The following is an 18,142-nucleotide window of genomic DNA, read 5'->3' on the forward strand; positions in this document are numbered from 1 at the left end:
ACCCCATTGCCCACCGCGGTCACCAGGCCTTGATCGTTGACCGTGGCTACGTCCTTGTCGCTGCTCTGCCAGGCCACCACGGCGTCTGCCACCGGCTGCCCGTTCTCGTCCAGTACCGTGGCAGAAAGCTGAACTGTCGCACCAATAAACATCAGCGTTGCAGATGTGGGCTCGATCGAAAGCCTGGCGACTGTCTGGGCTACCCTGACGGTTACCTTTGCGCTTGCGGACCCCGACCGGGCTGTGATTACTGCATTGCCGTTCTTCACCGCTGTAACTAATCCACTGGCGCTTACGGTCACGATACCGATGTTGTCGCTTGACCAGCTCACGATAGCGCTGCTCATCACGCTATTGTTCTGATCGAAGACCCTGGCGGTAAACTGAAAAGTCCGGCCGATTGCGTTCAGTGTCGCCGATGAAGGCTCGATTTCAACTCTTGTGGCAATAGGTGTTGCCGGCGCGGGGGGCGGTTCTGGCGGCTGAGGTTTGGTTGGACTGTCCTTGCCGCATGTGGCCAGGGTGACGACCATGAGCAGACCCAGGACAAGCAACAGAGGCGAATGATTGCGGTTTCTGTCGTTCATGGAAAGAGCGGAGCCGTGAAACTGGGTACGAAGCTGTTGAATGTAGCGAATGAACCCTTGTCTTATGTTTGATAGGTAACCGGTAATTCTGAATTGAATCTACTGCCGGATTTAAACGGTGCATATGAAATATTACATATCTAGGATTTTTTAAGAATACGAAGTTAGGCGCAGTCAACTGGACGTGACGCACTGATCGATAGGTACAGGGATCGCCGAGTACCGCGGGTGACTGATGACTTGACACAGGTTGCGCTGCGTTTACCATGTTGTAAAACAGTGGATCAGGTCTTGGCAGTTCTTAAAACTTTCGGGTTGGATTCGGCGGACCAAGTGCACTGATGAAAAGGTACCCATGCTCCAGAACCTGACGCTGGGACAGTACTATCCCGGCGAGTCTTCCATTCACCGGCTGGACCCGCGCACGAAGCTGTGCGGTGCCCTGGCGCTGATGGCGGCACTGATCTGGATAAAGACCCTGCCGCTGTTTTTTTTCATGCTGGCCGTGGTCGCGGTACTGGTGCGGGTCTCCGGCGTTCCGCTCCACCTGCCGCTGAACAACCTGAAGGCCTTCCGGGTCATTCTGATCATTACCTTCGCGGCGCATGCGTGCTTCACGCCGGGAGAAGCCGTGATCATCGCGGGATACACCGTGCCGGGACCCACCTGGGAGGGGATGTTCCAGGGGGCGGTGTTCAGCATGCGCCTGGTGGTCATCATGCTGATCGCGGCGCTGTTGATGCTGACCACGGCACCGCTGGACGTCTCGGACGGCATCGAGCGACTGCTCAAACCCCTGGAACGGTTCGGACTGCCCGCCCATGAACTGGCTATGATGATGGTCATCGCCCTGCGATTCATCCCGACACTGGTGGAGGAGGCGGACCGACTGCAGAAGGCCCAGGCCGCTCGGGGCGCGGACTTCACTGGCAATCCGATCCGGCGCGTTCGGAAAATGACCGCGCTGCTGGTGCCCCTCATGCTCTCGGCCTTCCGGCGAGCCGAGGAACTGGCCGTCGCCATGGAATCCCGCTGCTACCGGGGCGGCGCCGGGCGCACCCAGTTCCGCGTCATGGCCCTGGCCCGGAACGACTTCGTGGCCATCGCGGCCGTGACGGTCCTACTCGTTCTCGGCGCGGCCGCCAACAGCATCGGCCCCGTCGACCATCTGTTCTGACCCGCGCTTAACCTCGCCATTCCGCCAGAATCCGCCATGCGCACCCTGGTCCTCACGATCGAATACGACGGCACCGACTTCCTCGGCTGGCAGCTCCAGCCCGAGGGACGAACCGTGCAGGGCGTCCTGGAGGAGGCGATGCGCACCATCCTGCGGGCCGACCTCCGGGCGACCGCGGCGGGCCGCACGGACGCCGGGGTGCACGCCACCGGCCAGGTCGTCCACTTCAGGACGGATTCGGACATGGTGGTGGACCGGCTGAAGAAGGGGCTGAACGGAGTGCTGCCGCCGGACGTGCGCGTGCTGGGGGCCACGCAGGCGCCCGATGATTTTCACGCCCGGTTCAGCGCGGTGGGACGACGGTACACCTACCGGATCATCCGACGACCGAGCGCCATGCGACGGCACCAGGCCTGGCACGTAGCTTACACGCTGAACGTGGACGCCATGCGCCGGGCCTGCGCTCCCCTGGTGGGCCGCCACGACTTCACTTCCTTCTGCCAGGCCACGTCGACGGCCAACGGCACGGTCTGCGAGGTGCGGGAACTGGAATGGATCGAGGCGGAGGACGAACTCTGCCTGAAAATCGAGGCGAACCGCTTTCTCCACCACATGGTGCGGACGATCGTGGGCACGGCCGTGGATGTCGGGCGGGGTCGATGGCCGGAGAGCGTCATGGCGGAGATGCTGGCGGCGAAAGACCGCCGTGCCGCGGGGTCCAACGCCCCGGCCCGCGGGCTCTGCCTCGAGGCGGTCCTCTATCCTTCCGAATTCGGGATCTGAGGGTCGGACTGACCACCGCCGCGGCGGTCCACATACGCGTCGATCTCGTCACATACCTTGTGCAGCACGGCGACGTCGCGCTGCTCCAGCCGCAGGCTGCGGCGCAGAACGCGGCGGATGGTGCGCAGGAAGGTCTCCTCGTTCGGCGTGGACTCAAAACCGAGCCGGAGCAGCGTCTCGTGCACGCGCCGTGTAACGCGCTCCACGGCCCGGTGATCCGCCAGGCGCACATCGGAGGGTGGCGGTACCTCTGCACTTTGGCGAAAGAGTTCGTACGCGCAGACCATGACCGACTGGGCCAGGTTGAGGGAAGGGTAGGCTGTCGCCGCGGGGATCCGGGCGATGACGTTGCAGCGTTGGAGTTCGTCGTTCAGAAGGCCGCGGTCTTCCCGCCCGAAGAGAATGCCGCAGGGCTGGCCCCGCGCCACGGCGGAAAGCTCGGCGCAGGCGTCTTCCACGGGTTGTATGGGGCTTAGCCAGATGCCGCGGGTGCGGTTGGTCGTGCCGACGACGAGGGCGAGATCATTCACCGCCTCGTCCAGCGTCGGGACGACGCGGGCGTTGTCGAGTATATCCCCGGCTCCGTGAGCCATCCAGCGGGCCTCGGCCTCGTGGCGGAATTCGACCGGATCGACCAGGACGAGACGGGAAAGCCCCATGGTCGTCATGGACCGGGCGACGGCGCCGATGTTCCCCGGTACTTTCGGTTCTACGAGAATGATGTGTATGTGCGAGAAATAGTCCGGCGCGGTACTTTCCGTTCGATCGGCCATGGGTCAGATCCGGTTCAAGTCCGGGGCCGGGTCAGGTCCGGGGCCAGCATCAGCTTCGGGACAGCGTCAGGCCCGTCCCTACTCCTTTGACTCCAGCTCCTCCACGGCGGCCTTCAGTTCGGCGATCTCCGCCTCCAGCTTCTTTTCGCGGCCGGCGATCGTGAAGAGGTACAGGAACAGCCCGACCCATATCAGCGTGTAGGCGGAAAACAGATACCAAAAGTTCTGATCCACGGTTCAAACACTCCTTTCAAACCAGCCACTCAAATTCCCACGCTGCCGGGATGCCGGTGCTCCACGCGCTCCCGCAGGGCCTCGGTCTCGTCGCGCAGCCGCTCCAGCGCCATCCGCCGGCTCATGAGGTAGAAGAACAGGAGGGTGAAGACGACCGCCGACACGCCCAGCGCGATGCGCATGTTCACTTCCATGCCCGCGCCGAGGCCTTCCTCCGTCATGACCAGTGAGTCGGGATGCAGGCCCCGCCACCAAAGGGTCGCGAAGTGGATGAAGGGGATGTCGATGGTACCGAGGATGCCCAGCACGGCGAGGAATGTCTTCACCTGCGGCAGGTCGTCGCCGTAGACGCGCAGCATCAGGTAGGCGACGTAGATGAGCCAGAGGATCATGGAAAAGGTAAGCCGGGGGTCCCACGTCCACCACGTGCCCCACACCGGCTTGCCCCAGATCGGTCCGGTAATCATGACGAAGCAGCAGAAGACGAACCCGACCTCCGCGGCGCTGTAGGCCACGATGTCCCACTTTCGCTCCCGCAGCCACAGGTAGATGACGCTGGAAACGCCCACCAGCACGAAGGCGAACTCCGCGATCCAGGCGGAAGCGACGTGAAAATACATGATCCGCTGCACGTCCCCCATGACGCGCTCCCGGGGCGCCCAGATCAGCGACAGGTACAGTGTGGCGACCAGGCCCACGAGGCAGATGAGGCCGAAGGGTGTGATGCGCAGGCGGGCGGCTATGCCGGCCATATTCATTCCTCCACGATGTACTCGAACAGCATGACGGACGCGACCAGGAAGACGACCGTGAACACTGAAAGCAGCCTGATCCAGTTTGTCATGTCCTGCCAGTCCCCGCCCTCGAAAGTGGTCCGTGTCGTTTCCACCAGCGCGATCAGCACCGGCGAGGCGACGGGCAGCAGCAGGACCGGCAGCATAACGTCCCGCATGCGCGTGTTGACGGCCACGGCCGCGAACAGGGTGGCGACGGACGAGAATCCGACGGTTCCCAGAAAGAAGATCACCAACAGTTTAGACAGATACGGCAGGATTGTCATGTTGAAAAACAGGACGAAGAGTGGAAGCACCGCCAGCTGGACCAGGCCGATGAGCGTGACGTTGCCCAGCAGCTTGCCCAGGAAGATGGATCCCCGGTCGATGGGCGCGAGGAGCAGTCCTTCGAAGGTGCCTCGGTCTTTTTCCGGTGAAAAGGACCGGCTGGCGCTCAGCATGCCCGCGAAGGCGAAGGCCACCCAGATCATGCCGGGCGCCACGCGTTGCAACACGTCCGCCCCCGCGTTGAAGGCGAAGTTGAAGATGATCACGACGATCAGCGAGAAGACGAACATGGTCACGACCCGCTCGCGGGTCCGGTATTCCACGAGCATGTCCTTGCGGTAGATCTGCCAGGACTGGGCGAGCATGGATCTCATCGTTGCGGCAACTCCTGTTACATTTCCGTATTCGGCGGACCGGGCGGACCGGGCGGACCGGGCGGCCGGGCGGGCCGGCCCTACACCACGTGATCGCGGTAGGTCTGCTCGAAATCCAAGGTCGACAACTGGCTGGCCTCGGCCTCGAACACCAGCCGTCCCTGGTTCAGGATGGCGACGCGGTCGGCGGATTCCAGTCCGCGGACCAGGTCGTGCGTCACCAGGAGGACCGTCTTGTTCCGGGCGGCCAGGACCGTCTTGAGCATGACCATAGCGTCCTGGTCCAAACCCGAGTAGGGCTCGTCGAGCAGCAAGATATCCGGATCGTGCAGCAGGGCGCGGGCCAGGGCTACCCGTTGGCGCATGCCGCGCGACAGCGTCCGTACCGGGCTCCCCGACCGGGCTTCCATGCCCACCGTGGACAGCAGTGATCCTATCCGCTCCTCGCGGTTTTCCACCCCGAAGAGCCTCCCGTAGAACCGCAAATTCTCCAGCACGGTCAGTTCGTCGTAGAGATAGGTCTGGTAGGACAGCGCGCCGATGCGCTTCCCCAGGTTCTCGTCGCGGTCCTTCGTGATTTCCTCGCCGTCCAGGAACACCTGGCCGCGGGAAGGGCGCACGAGCCCGGCGATGATGCCCAAAAGGGTCGACTTGCCCGCGCCATTGGGGCCGAACAGGGCCAGGAAGGATCCCGGCGCCACCTCCATGTCCACCCGGTGCAGGGCCCGGAAACGCCCGTAGGACTTCGTAAGTTGGCGGATGCTGATGCCAGGGGCGCCAGAAGTGCCCGGGGCACCGGCGGCACCAGCGACACCGGTGACGCCGGCGTTGCCAGCGAGGCCAGAGGCGGATCGATCAACCATCGCCGCTCCCGGGTTGGCGCAGCCGGAGCGCCCGGTCCTTGAGGCGGGCGCGGCGGGTCCTGTAGGCGTCCGGGTTCAGTCCTCCCTCCGCGAACTGGTCGTCCAGGGCGGCCAGGGCCTGGACGATCGCGGCGTATTTGCGTTCGTCCTCCGGCGAGAGATCGCTGAGCGCAGGCGGTTCGTCCGGCTGTTCGGGCCTGGCGCGGATGCCCACTACCAGCCCCGCGGCCACGATGAGCACGACGAATCCGAGCATCCCCCACTTCATGACGTCCTGCCAGGCCAGCACGCGGGGGAAGGCGACCTCCACCGACATGCCCCTGCCCACGCCCACGCGGTTCGAAAGCAGCAGGTATTCGTCGGCGGCAATCTGCTGCACGCCGTCATTGGTCAGGTTGGTGGCGGTCACCGTCTGGGTGCTCGGTGAAACAAGCACCTGGACACGTTCGACGTCATAGTCCATCTGCCGGTTGAACCGGTGATCGATGGACGCCCGGTCCACGTTGTAGGCGTAAACGATACGCGAGACCCCGGGGGGTACGGGCGCCGAGAACAGGAGACCGCGCTCGGTGTGCTGAAGCCCTTCCATCATCGGCTGCAGTCCAAAGGCGGCCGCGGGCAGGTTGTAGACGAGGCCCAGCCCCACGCCGGGCGGCGGCGCGAAGGTGAGTATGCCGCGGTTCTCCACCACGATGATTTCCGTGACATTCAGGATCTCGGGGGCGGTATCGATGACCAGGTGGACCGCGCTGTGGACCAGGGCCGTTTCATCAGTCGTGATATCGAAGACCTGGAGCAGGGTATCTATGCGGCCAGCGCCCGGTTCGAGGGTGATGAGACCGGTCAGATAGGGTACCTCCAGGTACCGGGTGGCGACCACGTAATGGGACCCGTCGGCTGCCAGTCCGGTGAATTCGTAGCGGCCGGCATCGTCGGTAACGACCCTGGCTAGGGTTTGTTCCGGGGCCTCCAGGCTGCTGCGATTCAGCAGCACGACCTCGTGTCCGGCCATCGGCAGGCCTGTCGTGCCATTCACGACCGTGAGCCCGATGCTCCCCGTTCCCTGGGCCTGCGCGGTCCGGACCGGACTGAATAGGCCGACCGCCAGAGAGACCCAGGCCACCAGGAGCGCTCCATAAACAAAAAGCCCCGAAGGGCTGGCCGGCGAGTGATACATCATGAGATCACCACTAGATCAGTTTACCTCCGCACTGGGCGCAGAACCTGGCCGATGCCGGGTTTTCAGTGCCGCAACCGGCGCAGGCGATGGTTTTCAGCGAAGCGCCGCACTCGATGCAGAATCTGGCGGACGCCTCGTTGACCGTTCGGCAAATCCTGCATACCTGGACTTGTGCGGACTGAACGGGCCGCGCGTCTCCTGCGGGCGCGTCTTCGGTGTGCACGTCTACGGCAGTCGCGTCTTCGGCGGGCGTGCCTGCAGCGGTCTCATCAACAGCCGCCTCGTCACCATCGATCTCGTCTTTGGCTTTCTTCTCTTCCGCAGCCTCGTCGTCGACGGTCGCGGTCTCGCCGGATGCCGGTTCACTGCGCTGCCGGATCTCCCGGACCGCCCGCACCGCCTCCTCGATCTGCTCCTCCACGGGCAAGTCGCTGACAGCGGTCCGGTCCAGTTCGTCCAGCACGTCCGAGGCTTCGTTCATATACTCCTGCCGGAGCGCCTCGTGATCCTCCGCGGCCAGCTTGCCCATGTTGTAGTCGATATTCAGTTCGCGGATGGAAGAAAAGATGAAATCCTTTTTCTTCATCAGGTCGTCCCGGCGGGACCCGGCGAACCTCGTGGTCCGGGGGCGGCGGGCCGACCCGTCCAGCATAGGACTGATCATGTAGGCGAGTACGCCCAGCGCGAGCAGTCCGCAGGCAATCAGAGTCATAGTCCGGACCGGCTCCTTTTATGCGCGACCCGGCTGGACCGGTACGCCGGACGGCTAGGATTGGGGAAGGGGTTCCGGCGACTGCGGCTCGGTCTGCTCATACTGGCCGTATCCCCCCTCGGCCTCGTACTTGGACGGACACTTGGCGTACAGCGTATGGGCGGTGAAGGTGCCATCCCGGCCGTATCCGCCCTCCACGACCACTTCCGAATCGTCCTTGAAAGTGTCCGGGACTACGCCGGTGTAGACGACGGGGGCCTCGACACCGCCCTCGTGGGCGACGAAACGGATGCGCATGGTGCCCACCTCATCCCGCTGGATCGACCCGTTCACGACCTTGCCGTGCAGGCGCATGTTCTCGTCGTAGGCCACGTCGCCCGTTTCCACGGCGGCCTTCAGTTCGCTCACGGTGAGGTAGTACATGGTCGCGTCGGTCGCACCGGTATAGATCAGGTAACCGATGGCGGCGATCACCAGGCCGAAGCCCACCAGGAATTTGCGCTGCTTTTTGCGCTTGCGGTCTTTCATGGCTTGCTCCTGCTGATTTTCTGAGTTGCTCGACCCCCGCAATATAGGCCAAACGGTCCGTTTCGGCAAGCACAATCTGGTCCTGCGCCTACGCCCGCGACCGCCCGTGGGCAGAGGTCTTCGGCGGCGAGATCACCGGCCCGGCGCGGGGGTAAATGTGCTTGACTATCGCCCCGGCCACGCCTACCTTACGCCGGAGTCGACGCCCTTTGGAATCACGTCCGGAGATCATGGCGCCTGCCCCGTAAACAACCGTTTTCGCGCCCCGATTCTTATTTGTCTTCAGGAGCATCATGACCGCTTTCACGTCTGCCCAGGATGTCATCCAAAGCTTCGAAGCCCAGCAGTATATCTGCGGTCCCGATCTGGCCACGCCCGTGTTCCTCATGGAGCGGCTCGAGAAGCCGCTGCTGGTCGAGGGACCGCCCGGCGTGGGGAAGACGGAGATCGCGAAGATGCTCGCCGGCGCGCTGGGCCGCCGCCTGATACGCCTGCAGTGCTACGAGGGGCTGGACGAATCCAAGGCCCTGTACGAGTGGGAATACACCAAGCAGCTGCTGTACACGCAGATGCTCAAGGACCGCATCGGCGAACTGCTGAACAGTACGGACACGCTCGGTAACGCGGTGGAGACGCTCAACCGGGAGGACAGCGCCTTCTTCTCCCGTAATTTCCTGCTGCCGCGCCCCCTCCTCGAAGCCATTCTCGCGCCGGAACCCGTCGTCCTCCTGGTCGACGAGATCGACCGGTCGGACGATGAATTCGAGAGCTTCCTCCTGGAGGTACTGAGCGATTTCCAGGTCAGCATCCCGGAACTCGGCACCCTGACTGCGGCCCAACGCCCCCTCGTGGTGCTTACGAGCAACGCCAACCGGACGCTTTCCGAGGCGCTCAGACGGCGGTGCCTGTATCTTTACATCAACTATCCCTCCCTCGAGCAGGAAGTCCGGATCGTCCTCCGCAAGACCCCCGGCATCGACAAGGAGCTGGCCAACCAGGTCGTGCGGTTCGTCCAGAAGATCAGGACGCTAAACATGCGCAAGCCCCCGAGCATCGCCGAAACGATCGACTGGGCGCTGGCGCTGGTGGTTTTGAACGCGCAGCACCTCTCGCGCGACATCCTTTCGAGCACGCTGAACGTCCTGATGAAAGACCGGGAGGACATCGAACGGATCATGCGGGACGGCTACCATGATCAAGCGGCTGGTTGAGTTCGCCAGGCTGCTCAGGCAATCCGGCGTACGCGTATCCATGGCCGAGACCCTGGACGCCGCCGAAGTCCTTCGGCACACGCAGGTCACCGAACGGCCGGCCTTCAAGGCGTCCCTGCGGGCCACCCTGGTCAAGACGCGCGAGGACATCCCGGCCTTCGACGAAGCCTTCGAACGGTTCTTCCTGGTCCAGGTGGGTGAAGACGCGGAGGAGCTCGACGATCCCTGCGGGGAAACCGAAGGGCCGCCCGACGGCCAACCCGACCTCGACGACGGGCAGGACGAGGGCGATCAGGACATCCGGCGTCTCCAGGATGAGCAGGGCGAGGCCGTGGCGGGAGAAGGGGAAGGAGACCCCGCGGACGGCGACGAGACCGAGGAACTCGAAGGCGAGCTGGAGCGGATGCTCGCCCGCGTGCAGGTGGGGGAGCAGGCGTCCGACGCGGTCACCGAGCCCGGCACGCAGCCGAACCAGCAGGCGGAGGACGTCGACCTCTACCAGGAACTGCCTCCCGGCGACGTCGAGAACCTGTACGAGGCGGTGGAGGAACTCGCCCGGAACCTGGTGACGCGCAAGTCCCTGCGTTTCAGGAAGTCGCGCCATGGCCGGGTGGACATCAAGAAGACGATCCAACGGAGTTTCCGCACGGGAAACCTGCCCTTTCACATCATCTACAAGCACCGCAAGATCAAGAAGAACGAGCTGGTCGTGTTGTGCGACGTGTCGGGATCGGTCTGGGAGGTCGCCCGGTTCTTCATCAAGCTGGTCCACGAAATGCAGAACCAGTTCAGCCGGGCCCGGAGCTTCCTCTTCGTGGACCGGATCAACGAGGTGACGGACGAGTTCGACCGCAGGCCCTTCGAAGAGATCGTCGAGAACATGAAGGACGACCACGCGCTGAATTTCTTCGGCCTGAGTGATTTCGGCAGGGCCTTCTACCAGTTCCACGACGAACACCTGCTGTCTCTCTCCCGGGACACGGTGCTCGTCATCCTGGGCGACGCGCGGACCAACTGGTTCGACCCCCAGGACTGGGTGCTGGGTGAAATCCAGGGAAGGGTCCACCAGACGATCTGGCTGAACCCCGAGCCCGTACAGTACTGGGATACCGATGATTCCGTCATGTCCAGGTACAGCCCGCACTGCGATCACGTGCTGGAATGCCGGAACCTGGCCCAGCTCCAGGATGTCGGCGAACTGATCCTCAGGGCGTGAACCCGATCGGATTGGAAAATGAAACGCGCACACCTTCTCAACCGCATCGGCGTGGTCCTTGCGGTCTGCCTGGCCTGCCTGGCCGGCGTGGCGCTGTGGACGGCCCGCGGCAGCGGAGATTCCGGCCACGACCTCTTTCTGCGCAATGATTTCACCTTCGGCCGGGTCGTGTACCAGAACTCCGGCGGATTCTACCGGGGATGGGGATGGGGGCGGTGGTCGGTGGATTTCCCGTCGGCCGACGCCAACGTAATCCGCGCCCTGCGGGCCACGACCTCCCTCAAGATCAACGAACCCCAGGCCGTGGAACTCACCGACCCCGATCTGTTCGATATTCCCTTCCTGTATATCCTGGAAGTCGGAAACCTGCAGTTCAGCCAGGAAGAAGTGGACGCCCTTCGGGAGTACCTGCTGCGTGGCGGGTTCCTGATGGTGGACGATTTCCACGGCTCGCGCCAGTGGGCGAACTGGGAATCGCAGATGAAGCGGGTGTTCCCCGAACGGGACATCGCTGAGGTCCCCTCCGGCCACGCGATATTCCACTGCTACTACGATTTCGACGAGTATCCCCTGGTGCCCGGAACCGCGGCCCTGTGGCGTGCGGGACAGTACGAGCGGGACGGCGGATTGTACGGCCACCGGCTGCGGGGCATAACCGACGATGGCGGCCGGCTCATGGTACTGATGAATTGGAACGCGGACCTGGGCGACGGCTGGGAACACGCGGCCGATCCCGGGTACCCGCGCGCGTATTCCGTGATCGCCTACCGGCTCGCTGTGAACTACGCCATCTACGCGATGACGCACTGAGTCAGGGCTTGAGATAACCGGCCGATCATCGGGATGGCCGCCGGCATGAACCGCCCTCCGCCCGGATGCCACACCCTTGACGTCAGAACCGCCATCGGACCTGGAGGCGCAGGCCCTGGTCCACGGGTTGCGGGCCTTGGTCCACGGGTTGCGGCCCCGCCGGCTCCTGCCGCCGGCCTTCCAGGTTAAGCGTGAGTCCCGCGGTCTCGTCGTGGGTCAGTTGCAGACGCGTGCCGACGCGATATCTCCGCGCCGCGCCCTCGGCCAACTCGGAACCCGCATAGGACGTAAGCAGTCCCCTGCCGAAGGCCGCGATCCCATAGCCCACTTCCGTGGCCAGGCGGCCGGACCGGGCCTGTCGGGGTGTCTGCGGCGCGATTCCAGCGGTAGTCTGCCGAGACCACAGGCCCTCCACCCCGCTCGCGACCGCACCCCAGGCCGGCACCAGGGTCAGGGACAGGCCTCGCCCCCCGGGGTCCCGGGAAACTTGAAGCCGTCCCGAAGCGCCCCATTCCCGGTAATCGCCGTCTTCGTGCGCCAGCAGACCCCTGACCGTCCCTTCCACGGTCAGGCCCCACGCCGGGTCCGCATACTGCACCCGTCCGCCCAATTCCAGGCCGAACCCGGTCTCCGCATCCCCCCGGTCATGGCGCAGGCCCAATTCGACCGTGGGTGACAGACGCCGGCCATCGGCCCATTCGAGTCCACGGGAGCCTTCCAGGATCAGCCGCAACCGGTGCGCGTCCACATCCGTGGTTGCAAGGTTCCCCTCCCGTCCGGTCACTGCGTCCGACGTGGTCCGCGTCAGCATGGCGTCGGTGCGCGTCGCCAGCTGGATCCCTCCGGCGTCCGCCGCCGGCAACACAATCCCCCGGCCGCCGAACGCTCCCATCAGCAGGTTCGCGTCGGTCCGCAGGGCCGCGTCGCCCGCCGGGGTCAAGGTCAATTCGCCACTGCCGTACCCGAACACGCCCCACACGTCCAGCCGATCATGGACGGCAAACCTCAGGTACGGATGGATACTCGTCAGCGTCTGGTCTACCCCGCCTTGGCCATTGGCGGCCAGGTCTTGTGCGGAGTAGCTCCCGTCACCGCGGCTGTGCGCTACAGCCACCCCGGTCAGCCACCGGTCCCATTCACCATCCACTCCCACGGTGCCTGTGAGCACTTCCCCGTCTACCCGCAAAGCGTCATTGCGTCCGTCGAACCAGGTCGTTGCCACCTGGCCCCATGCGGTCAGGCGCGGGGCCCGGTCCCCCGGTTCCGCTCCGTTCAGACTCACCCGGAAGTTACTATCCAGAAGAACTCGTCGAAGGTCGAAGCGGTCTCCGAACTGGAAGGTCCGGCTCTGCACCGGTCGCGGGACCGATCCGTTCGTGTCCAGCCACGGAGAATCCGGCACTGGTCGGGGGGTATCCTTTAGCGGGCCGGAGGTATCCACTGCCAGTCTCCCTCGCCCTGCCGCATAGCCCGGTCCCAAACCAAGAAACCGCACCGCTTCCAGGAGCACCTCCGAGGCGACACTTACTTCCGCCGCATTCCGGGGCACCTCCGATTGGACGCCCCCTTCCGCCGCACTTGGCTCGCCAGCGGAAGGGCCCGTCCCATGACCGGACCGGGACGCGCCCCTCCCCTTGTCGCCCAGCGGCAACCGGTAACCGCCTATGACCACTTGCGACCCCTGCCCGGGGGCTGACCGCAATCGATCACCGACCGCGTCCGTGACGTGCGAACCCACGGTCCGGCCGAAACGGGCCAGCCACGCCTGCGGCATGGGATCGCTGTTTTCGATGGTGCCCGTTGCAGTCGCATCCGCGAGGTACGCGCCGCTTGGGTTCGACAGGGTCACGGTCAGGTATTCGTTGCCCTCGTTGAGGTTGTCGTCAAGCACCGTGACACTGAAGACCTTCCCCTTTACGCCCGGTGCGAAGGTTACGGTCTCGCTCTTCGCGACGTAGTCATCGCCCGCGGTCGCACTGCCGTCGGACGTGCTGATCCGGACCGTCACGGTCTCCGAGGAGACCCGGCTCAACCTCAAGATGAAATCGAGTGTGGCGCCCGGACCCTCCTCGACCTCGGCGTCCGCCACTGACAGCCCGTGCGGACCCGGGACCGTCACCTTGACGGGGGCGGACAGCGCCTTGCCGTCCGGCGTGCAGAGGGCATGCGGAAAGTCGCACGAGTCAGAGGCCGGCAGGATTACCGTCACCGCTCCATTGCCCGTCGGCTGGACCTGGAACTGGAAGAGGTCGCGGCGCTTGTTCACCCGACGCACCATGCGCACCGTACCGCCCGCCGCTGCCAACCGCTGCGTGAGCCTGCGCTGCGCCCCCCCGGATGCCAGTACCTCGCTGAACCGCACCCGCATCGTGAACACGCTTGACCCGTCGTGCGACGACGGCGCATCTTCGAACGATGCCGTCAGCACCGCCGGTTGCGGCGGCGGTACCGGTTGCGGCGGCGGCACCGGCTGCTGGATGACGGAGCCCGGCGCGTCCAGGATCTGCAATTGCACCGTGTCGCCGGCGTTCCAGTTCAGATCGGCGTTCCACCACGTCCGCACGTGGTATCCTCCGGCATCGGCGTCCTGGAACGGAAACCGCGTCCCGTCGAGCACCAGCACCAGGTTGTTGACCTCGTAGTCCCTGAGTTCCCTGATGCCACCGAATACGATGGCCAGGATCTCGCCCTGGTCGAGTTGCAGGCGGTCCGACCATCCGGCATGGGTCAACTGCAGGTCGACGATCTCAAACTCCTTCGCCACCCCGCCGGCGTCGGTGCTGACGAACGTGTTGTTTGCCATCACGTCCGGGTCGGAACAGTCGTTGACGTTGTTGGTGCTCGCACACCCCAATGTCCTGCTGTTCCCGCTGCGGAGAAGCCCTACCGTCAGCGTCGTTTCGAGGAGTGTGCTACTCGCCTCCCGTACCGCCGCCGGCGTCGGCTCGCTCTCGAGCGGCCCCTCGGCTACGCCCCTGGCGTCTGTGAAGCTTACTTTCACCTTGATTTTCTTGCCCACGTCCGCTGCGACGGGTGTGTAGGTGCCCGACGTCGCCCCCGCGATGTCCTGGGGATTGGATATGCCGTCCCCATCCACCCGCACCCACTGCAGATCGTAGTCGTCCGGGAAGGTCCCCGGCAGGCCGCCGCTGTCCTTGATCGTGCCCAGTCCGGCCCTCAAGAGCCCGCCCACCCGGGGGAAGCCGGAGACTGACGGCTGCCCGGTGGCGGCAGTATTGAGCCTGGACAGGCGTACCCCCAACCTGGTGCCGATATCGGCCGCGCCAGCGAGGCGGGTTGCACCGGGGCCGGTGAATGGACGCAGGAGGGGCACGTCCGACAGCGAGCCACTCGGCGGTACGATGAGCGCATCAGTGAAGAACCAGAAACTGGGCGAGGATTGCGCTTCGCTGAACGGCAGGATGAGTTCGCCCGAGTACTTCTGGACGTGCAGCACCAGGTTCCTCGCCGCGTCCGCCGGCAAGGCCGGCTCGGTGATGAGCCACAACGTGTGACTCGATAGTGGAAATGCGATCAAAGACGTGATCGTGTAATTGACGCCCTCGTGGGTGAAGGTGACGTCGTCGAAGCTGCCGAAGCCCGAGCCGAATCCGACGCTCTCGATTCGGCCGAATTCATCGAAGTCGTGTCCCACCGTCAGCACGCCGCACCAGAAGGTGTCCAAGCCGCAGTTCGACACAGGCGCCGGCAGGACCAGTGAGCTTTCGCCGCTGATGCGCGTCTCCTCGGTGCCGCCATCGTCGGTGAAGGTGACCCTCACCTTCATGTGGTGGCCCTGGTCGGCCGCGGTCAGCGCGTAGCTGCCCGTGTCTGTACCGACGTTCGTCTCCGTACCGTCCTCGGTCACCCGGATCCACTGGTAGGCGTAGACGGCCCCGGTCAGCCCGTTGGCGTCCATGATGTCCGACGTCGACGCCATCAGCGTCACGCCCACCTGCGCCGCACCGATAATCGCCGGGTCTCCCGTGGCGGGGTAGTTGGGCGTGACGGTGCCCCTGATCTTGATCATCACTGACGACGAGTCGTCCTTTGTCCACGATCCGGAATCGTAGTAGTATCTTGAGTCCCCGATTAACCAGCCGGCGGCGGCTCCGCTGTCCTGGTCGTTCGACTTGGTAGATCTAATGTGGATCCCCGCTTTATTGGTGCCGGAGGAGTCGCTTATAACGACTGCATATATCGTGTTGGCAGAGAGCGTCGAGCCGGTCGGCGCCGTGAACGTGTTGACTTCGTGGTTAGTGTATGTCGATGGTTTGTCCAGAACGTACAGCAGGTCTTTCGGCCGGCGACTGCTGTGGGTTGAATAGATTCGAATCGAGATGTCCAGATCGGCGTCAATCCCCCCACTTTCGATTAAGGGCACGCCGACGCTCGTGAGCACGTACCCGGGGCCGTTGCTGCCGGTCCTGAAAGGTTGTGACACACGTCTAACGTCTCCAAGATAGTGGTCCTGGCCGGTGTTGGACACCAGCGTCCGTTCCGTCTGCGCCTGCAATTCGGGAACGAACGGCGGCGCAACGAGCGCGGCGGCCACGAGAGGCAGCAGCGCCGCCGCGGCCGTCCGGACTGTGAGTGTGCGCAGGCGGCGTCCGGTGACCACTCGCCGGAGGTGCATGTCACACCACGTGAAATCGGTCGGTGCGCTCTGGACCGACTGGCGGTCGCTGGATTTCGGTTCTTGTGTCAACAACTCGTACTTTCTTGTGTCATCGGTCGTCTTGAGTGGGATCAAAACAACCAGCCTCGGTGATTCCTACCCAAGTAGGGAACGCCGCATGGTTCAGTCGTCACGGACATGCGAAACCGGCCGCTGGGTACTCGGCCGGTGAATGCTTGTCGAAATCAGTTTTCGACGATCCGTATACCGGGTCTGCCGTTACACAGATGAAGAACGCTCTGCCCCGGACAATTCGCGCTGTCAGTCGCAGTCCTTGACTTGGTAATCAATGATATATACTATTCTGTTTGTCGAATATGTTTCGATTTAAAGTTTTCTTTGGTTCAGTATTTATCAACCAGATCTCTTCAGAACCAGTTGTTTGAGCGAGATTAAGCCCGAAACCGAAACATTCTGAAATATACGAGAATCATGCGTGATCAATTCGAGAATCAGGTGGCTGAAAAGAAGATTATCGCGTGAATTTGAGTCATGTAGTGTCCCGTACCCGCTTCGATGGTCCTCGGGCGATTCCATGGGATTTAACGTCTCGCAGTTGGCTTTATCCTGGTATGTTTGGCACAAAATCGGGAGGATGTTCAGACAATGAGCCAAGATTTACTGCGGCAAGAGATCAACGAGTTGCGCGAACGCATTTCAAAGCTTAGCGCGGCCAGCCTGCGCATCAGTGCGAGCCTGGATCTGGATACCGTCCTCCAGGAGGTGGTGGACAGGGCCCGCGAACTGACCGGCGCCCGTTACGGCGCCATCATTACGATCGACGAAACCGGGCTGTCCCAGGATTTCGTCACCTCCGGCCTCACCGACGAGGAACACCGGATAATGGCCGACTGGCCCGAAGGAGAGAGGCTCTTCGAGCACTTCCGGGACCTCCGGGGCTCGTTGCAACTGCCGGACGTGCCCGCCTACCTGCGCTCGCTCGGCTTCTCCACCGATCTGCTGCCGCCCGGGGCCGTTCACGGCCAGGGTACGTCGATGCGCTACCGCGGCCTGCACGTCGGAAATTTCTTCCTTGCCGATAAGGAAAGCGGCGAGGCGTTCACGAATGAGGACGAGGAGGTCCTGGTGCTCTTCGCCTCCCAGGCCGCAACGACCATCGCCAACGCCCGCGCCCATCGGGCCGAGCAGCGCGCCCGGGCCGATCTGGAGGCCCTGATCGAGACCTCCCCGATAGGCGTCGTGGTCTTCGATGCCGGAACCGGCCATCCTACGTGGTTCAATCGGGAGACGAGGAGGATCGTGGAGAGCCTGCGGACACCGGGCCGGCCCATTGAGGATTTGCTGGAGTTGCTGATCCTCCAGCGAGCCGACGGAAGTGAAATCGCGCTGGGCCAGGCGCCCATGTCGCAGATTTTGAGTCACACGGAGACGGTGCGGGCCGAGGAGATCGTACTCTCCGTACCCGACGGGCGCAGCGTCACGACGCTGGTCAACTCCACGCCGATCCGCTCGGAAGATGGCGCAGTCGTGTCCGTGGTGGTTACCATGCAGGACATGAAGCCGCTGCAGGAACTGGACCGGATGCGGACGGAGTTCGTGGGCATGGTCAGCCATGAACTGCGCGCGCCGCTCACGTCTATCAAGGGCTCGGCCACCACCCTGCTGGAAGCTTCCCAGAGTCTCGACCCGGCGGAGATGCGCGAGTTCTACCGCATCATCCTCACGCAGGCCGACCATATGCGCGTGTTGATCAGCGACCTGCTGGATGCGGGTCGCATCGACGCGGGGACATTATCGGTGGCGCCGGAGCCCTCCGAGGCCGCCGCCCTGGTGGACGGAGGGCGGAACACGTTCCGAAGCGGCGGCGGCAGACACGAAGTCCTGATCGACCTTCCCCCCGATCTGCCCCTCGTCATGGCCGACCGGCAGCGCATTGAGCAGGTGTTGAACAACCTGCTTGCCAACGCGGCGTTGCACGCCCCGGAGTCTTCGCC

General features: G+C 63.9%; 16 protein-coding genes (1 of these 16 only partly in view). 6 read left to right on the forward strand and 10 right to left on the reverse strand.

The window, feature by feature from the left end:
• Positions 1-587, reverse strand: a 587-nt coding sequence (locus F4Z81_05485) for a hypothetical protein (GenBank protein ID MXW04504.1), incomplete at its 3' end; no start/stop codon positions are given.
• A gap of 355 nt (positions 588-942) precedes the next feature.
• Between F4Z81_05485 and F4Z81_05490 the strand changes: the two genes are divergently transcribed.
• Positions 943-1,764 carry an energy-coupling factor transporter transmembrane protein EcfT gene (locus F4Z81_05490; protein ID MXW04505.1) on the forward strand — a complete coding sequence of 274 codons (822 nt, stop codon included), beginning with the start codon at positions 943-945 and terminating at the stop codon, positions 1,762-1,764.
• A gap of 36 nt (positions 1,765-1,800) precedes the next feature.
• Positions 1,801-2,547, forward strand: a complete 747-nt coding sequence (truA, locus tag F4Z81_05495; protein MXW04506.1) for a tRNA pseudouridine(38-40) synthase TruA — start codon at positions 1,801-1,803, stop codon at positions 2,545-2,547.
• Here the strand turns inward: truA and F4Z81_05500 are convergent.
• From F4Z81_05500 to F4Z81_05535, 8 genes are all read right to left on the reverse strand, one after another.
• Complete coding sequence (locus F4Z81_05500) at positions 2,523-3,320, reverse strand: RNA methyltransferase (protein ID MXW04507.1); 798 nt, start codon at positions 3,318-3,320, stop codon at positions 2,523-2,525. The genes truA and F4Z81_05500 overlap by 25 nt on opposite strands.
• Before the next feature lie 78 nt (positions 3,321-3,398).
• Entirely contained in the window at positions 3,399-3,554 is a 156-nt protein-coding gene (locus tag F4Z81_05505; GenBank protein ID MXW04508.1) for a CcmD family protein, read from the reverse strand.
• A gap of 29 nt (positions 3,555-3,583) precedes the next feature.
• A complete protein-coding gene (locus tag F4Z81_05510; GenBank protein ID MXW04509.1) occupies positions 3,584-4,312 on the reverse strand; it encodes a cytochrome C assembly protein in 729 nt (242 codons plus the stop codon).
• A complete protein-coding gene (locus tag F4Z81_05515; protein ID MXW04510.1) occupies positions 4,309-4,980 on the reverse strand; it encodes an ABC transporter permease subunit in 672 nt (223 codons plus the stop codon). The genes F4Z81_05510 and F4Z81_05515 overlap by 4 nt, the downstream gene beginning before the upstream one ends.
• Before the next feature lie 89 nt (positions 4,981-5,069).
• Positions 5,070-5,852 carry a heme ABC exporter ATP-binding protein CcmA gene (ccmA, locus tag F4Z81_05520; GenBank protein MXW04511.1) on the reverse strand — a complete coding sequence of 261 codons (783 nt, stop codon included), beginning with the start codon at positions 5,850-5,852 and terminating at the stop codon, positions 5,070-5,072.
• Positions 5,845-6,975 carry a carboxypeptidase regulatory-like domain-containing protein gene (locus F4Z81_05525; protein ID MXW04512.1) on the reverse strand — a complete coding sequence of 377 codons (1,131 nt, stop codon included), beginning with the start codon at positions 6,973-6,975 and terminating at the stop codon, positions 5,845-5,847. The genes ccmA and F4Z81_05525 overlap by 8 nt, the downstream gene beginning before the upstream one ends.
• Before the next feature lie 67 nt (positions 6,976-7,042).
• Positions 7,043-7,513 carry a zinc ribbon domain-containing protein gene (locus F4Z81_05530; GenBank protein ID MXW04513.1) on the reverse strand — a complete coding sequence of 157 codons (471 nt, stop codon included), beginning with the start codon at positions 7,511-7,513 and terminating at the stop codon, positions 7,043-7,045.
• Between the two features lie 285 nt (positions 7,514-7,798).
• On the reverse strand, positions 7,799-8,272 hold the full coding sequence (locus tag F4Z81_05535) for a cytochrome c maturation protein CcmE (GenBank protein ID MXW04514.1): 474 nt from the start codon (positions 8,270-8,272) through the stop codon (positions 7,799-7,801).
• A gap of 293 nt (positions 8,273-8,565) precedes the next feature.
• Between F4Z81_05535 and F4Z81_05540 the strand changes: the two genes are divergently transcribed.
• Genes F4Z81_05540 through F4Z81_05550 form a run of 3 tightly spaced genes read left to right on the forward strand, consistent with a single transcriptional unit; the run spans position 8,566 to position 11,509 of the window.
• Positions 8,566-9,483, forward strand: a complete 918-nt coding sequence (locus F4Z81_05540; GenBank protein ID MXW04515.1) for a MoxR family ATPase — start codon at positions 8,566-8,568, stop codon at positions 9,481-9,483.
• Complete coding sequence (locus tag F4Z81_05545; protein ID MXW04516.1) at positions 9,464-10,699, forward strand: VWA domain-containing protein; 1,236 nt, start codon at positions 9,464-9,466, stop codon at positions 10,697-10,699. The genes F4Z81_05540 and F4Z81_05545 overlap by 20 nt, the downstream gene beginning before the upstream one ends.
• Before the next feature lie 18 nt (positions 10,700-10,717).
• A complete protein-coding gene (locus tag F4Z81_05550) occupies positions 10,718-11,509 on the forward strand; it encodes a DUF4159 domain-containing protein (GenBank protein ID MXW04517.1) in 792 nt (263 codons plus the stop codon).
• A gap of 82 nt (positions 11,510-11,591) precedes the next feature.
• On the opposite strand, the gene F4Z81_05555 is transcribed toward F4Z81_05550, so the two are convergent.
• Positions 11,592-16,145, reverse strand: a complete 4,554-nt coding sequence (locus F4Z81_05555) for a hypothetical protein (protein MXW04518.1) — start codon at positions 16,143-16,145, stop codon at positions 11,592-11,594.
• Positions 16,146-16,793: 648 nt separating this feature from the next.
• Between F4Z81_05555 and F4Z81_05560 the strand changes: the two genes are divergently transcribed.
• Positions 16,794-18,142, forward strand: partial view of a PAS domain-containing protein gene (locus F4Z81_05560; GenBank protein ID MXW04519.1) — the 5' portion only. Its footprint extends 262 nt past the window's final position; 1,349 of the gene's 1,611 nt are visible here — the first part of the coding sequence; it begins with the start codon at positions 16,794-16,796; the stop codon falls past the right edge of the window.

It is taken from the genome of Gemmatimonadota bacterium, assembly GCA_009835325.1.
GTDB lineage: Bacteria > JAAXHH01 > JAAXHH01 > JAAXHH01 > JAAXHH01 > JAAXHH01.

Coding starts and splice junctions, on each gene's coding strand:
- F4Z81_05550 (MXW04517.1), top strand. CDS start 10,718: ATGAAACGCGCACACCTTCTCAACCGCATCGGCGTGGTCCTTGCGGTC.
- F4Z81_05530 (MXW04513.1), bottom strand. CDS start 7,513: ATGAACGAAGCCTCGGACGTGCTGGACGAACTGGACCGGACCGCTGTC.
- F4Z81_05500 (MXW04507.1), bottom strand. CDS start 3,320: ATGGCCGATCGAACGGAAAGTACCGCGCCGGACTATTTCTCGCACATA.
- F4Z81_05515 (MXW04510.1), bottom strand. CDS start 4,980: ATGCTCGCCCAGTCCTGGCAGATCTACCGCAAGGACATGCTCGTGGAA.
- ccmA (MXW04511.1), bottom strand. CDS start 5,852: ATGGTTGATCGATCCGCCTCTGGCCTCGCTGGCAACGCCGGCGTCACC.
- truA (MXW04506.1), top strand. CDS start 1,801: ATGCGCACCCTGGTCCTCACGATCGAATACGACGGCACCGACTTCCTC.
- F4Z81_05535 (MXW04514.1), bottom strand. CDS start 8,272: ATGAAAGACCGCAAGCGCAAAAAGCAGCGCAAATTCCTGGTGGGCTTC.
- F4Z81_05545 (MXW04516.1), top strand. CDS start 9,464: ATGATCAAGCGGCTGGTTGAGTTCGCCAGGCTGCTCAGGCAATCCGGC.
- F4Z81_05540 (MXW04515.1), top strand. CDS start 8,566: ATGACCGCTTTCACGTCTGCCCAGGATGTCATCCAAAGCTTCGAAGCC.
- F4Z81_05555 (MXW04518.1), bottom strand. CDS start 16,145: ATGCACCTCCGGCGAGTGGTCACCGGACGCCGCCTGCGCACACTCACA.
- F4Z81_05490 (MXW04505.1), top strand. CDS start 943: ATGCTCCAGAACCTGACGCTGGGACAGTACTATCCCGGCGAGTCTTCC.
- F4Z81_05510 (MXW04509.1), bottom strand. CDS start 4,312: ATGAATATGGCCGGCATAGCCGCCCGCCTGCGCATCACACCCTTCGGC.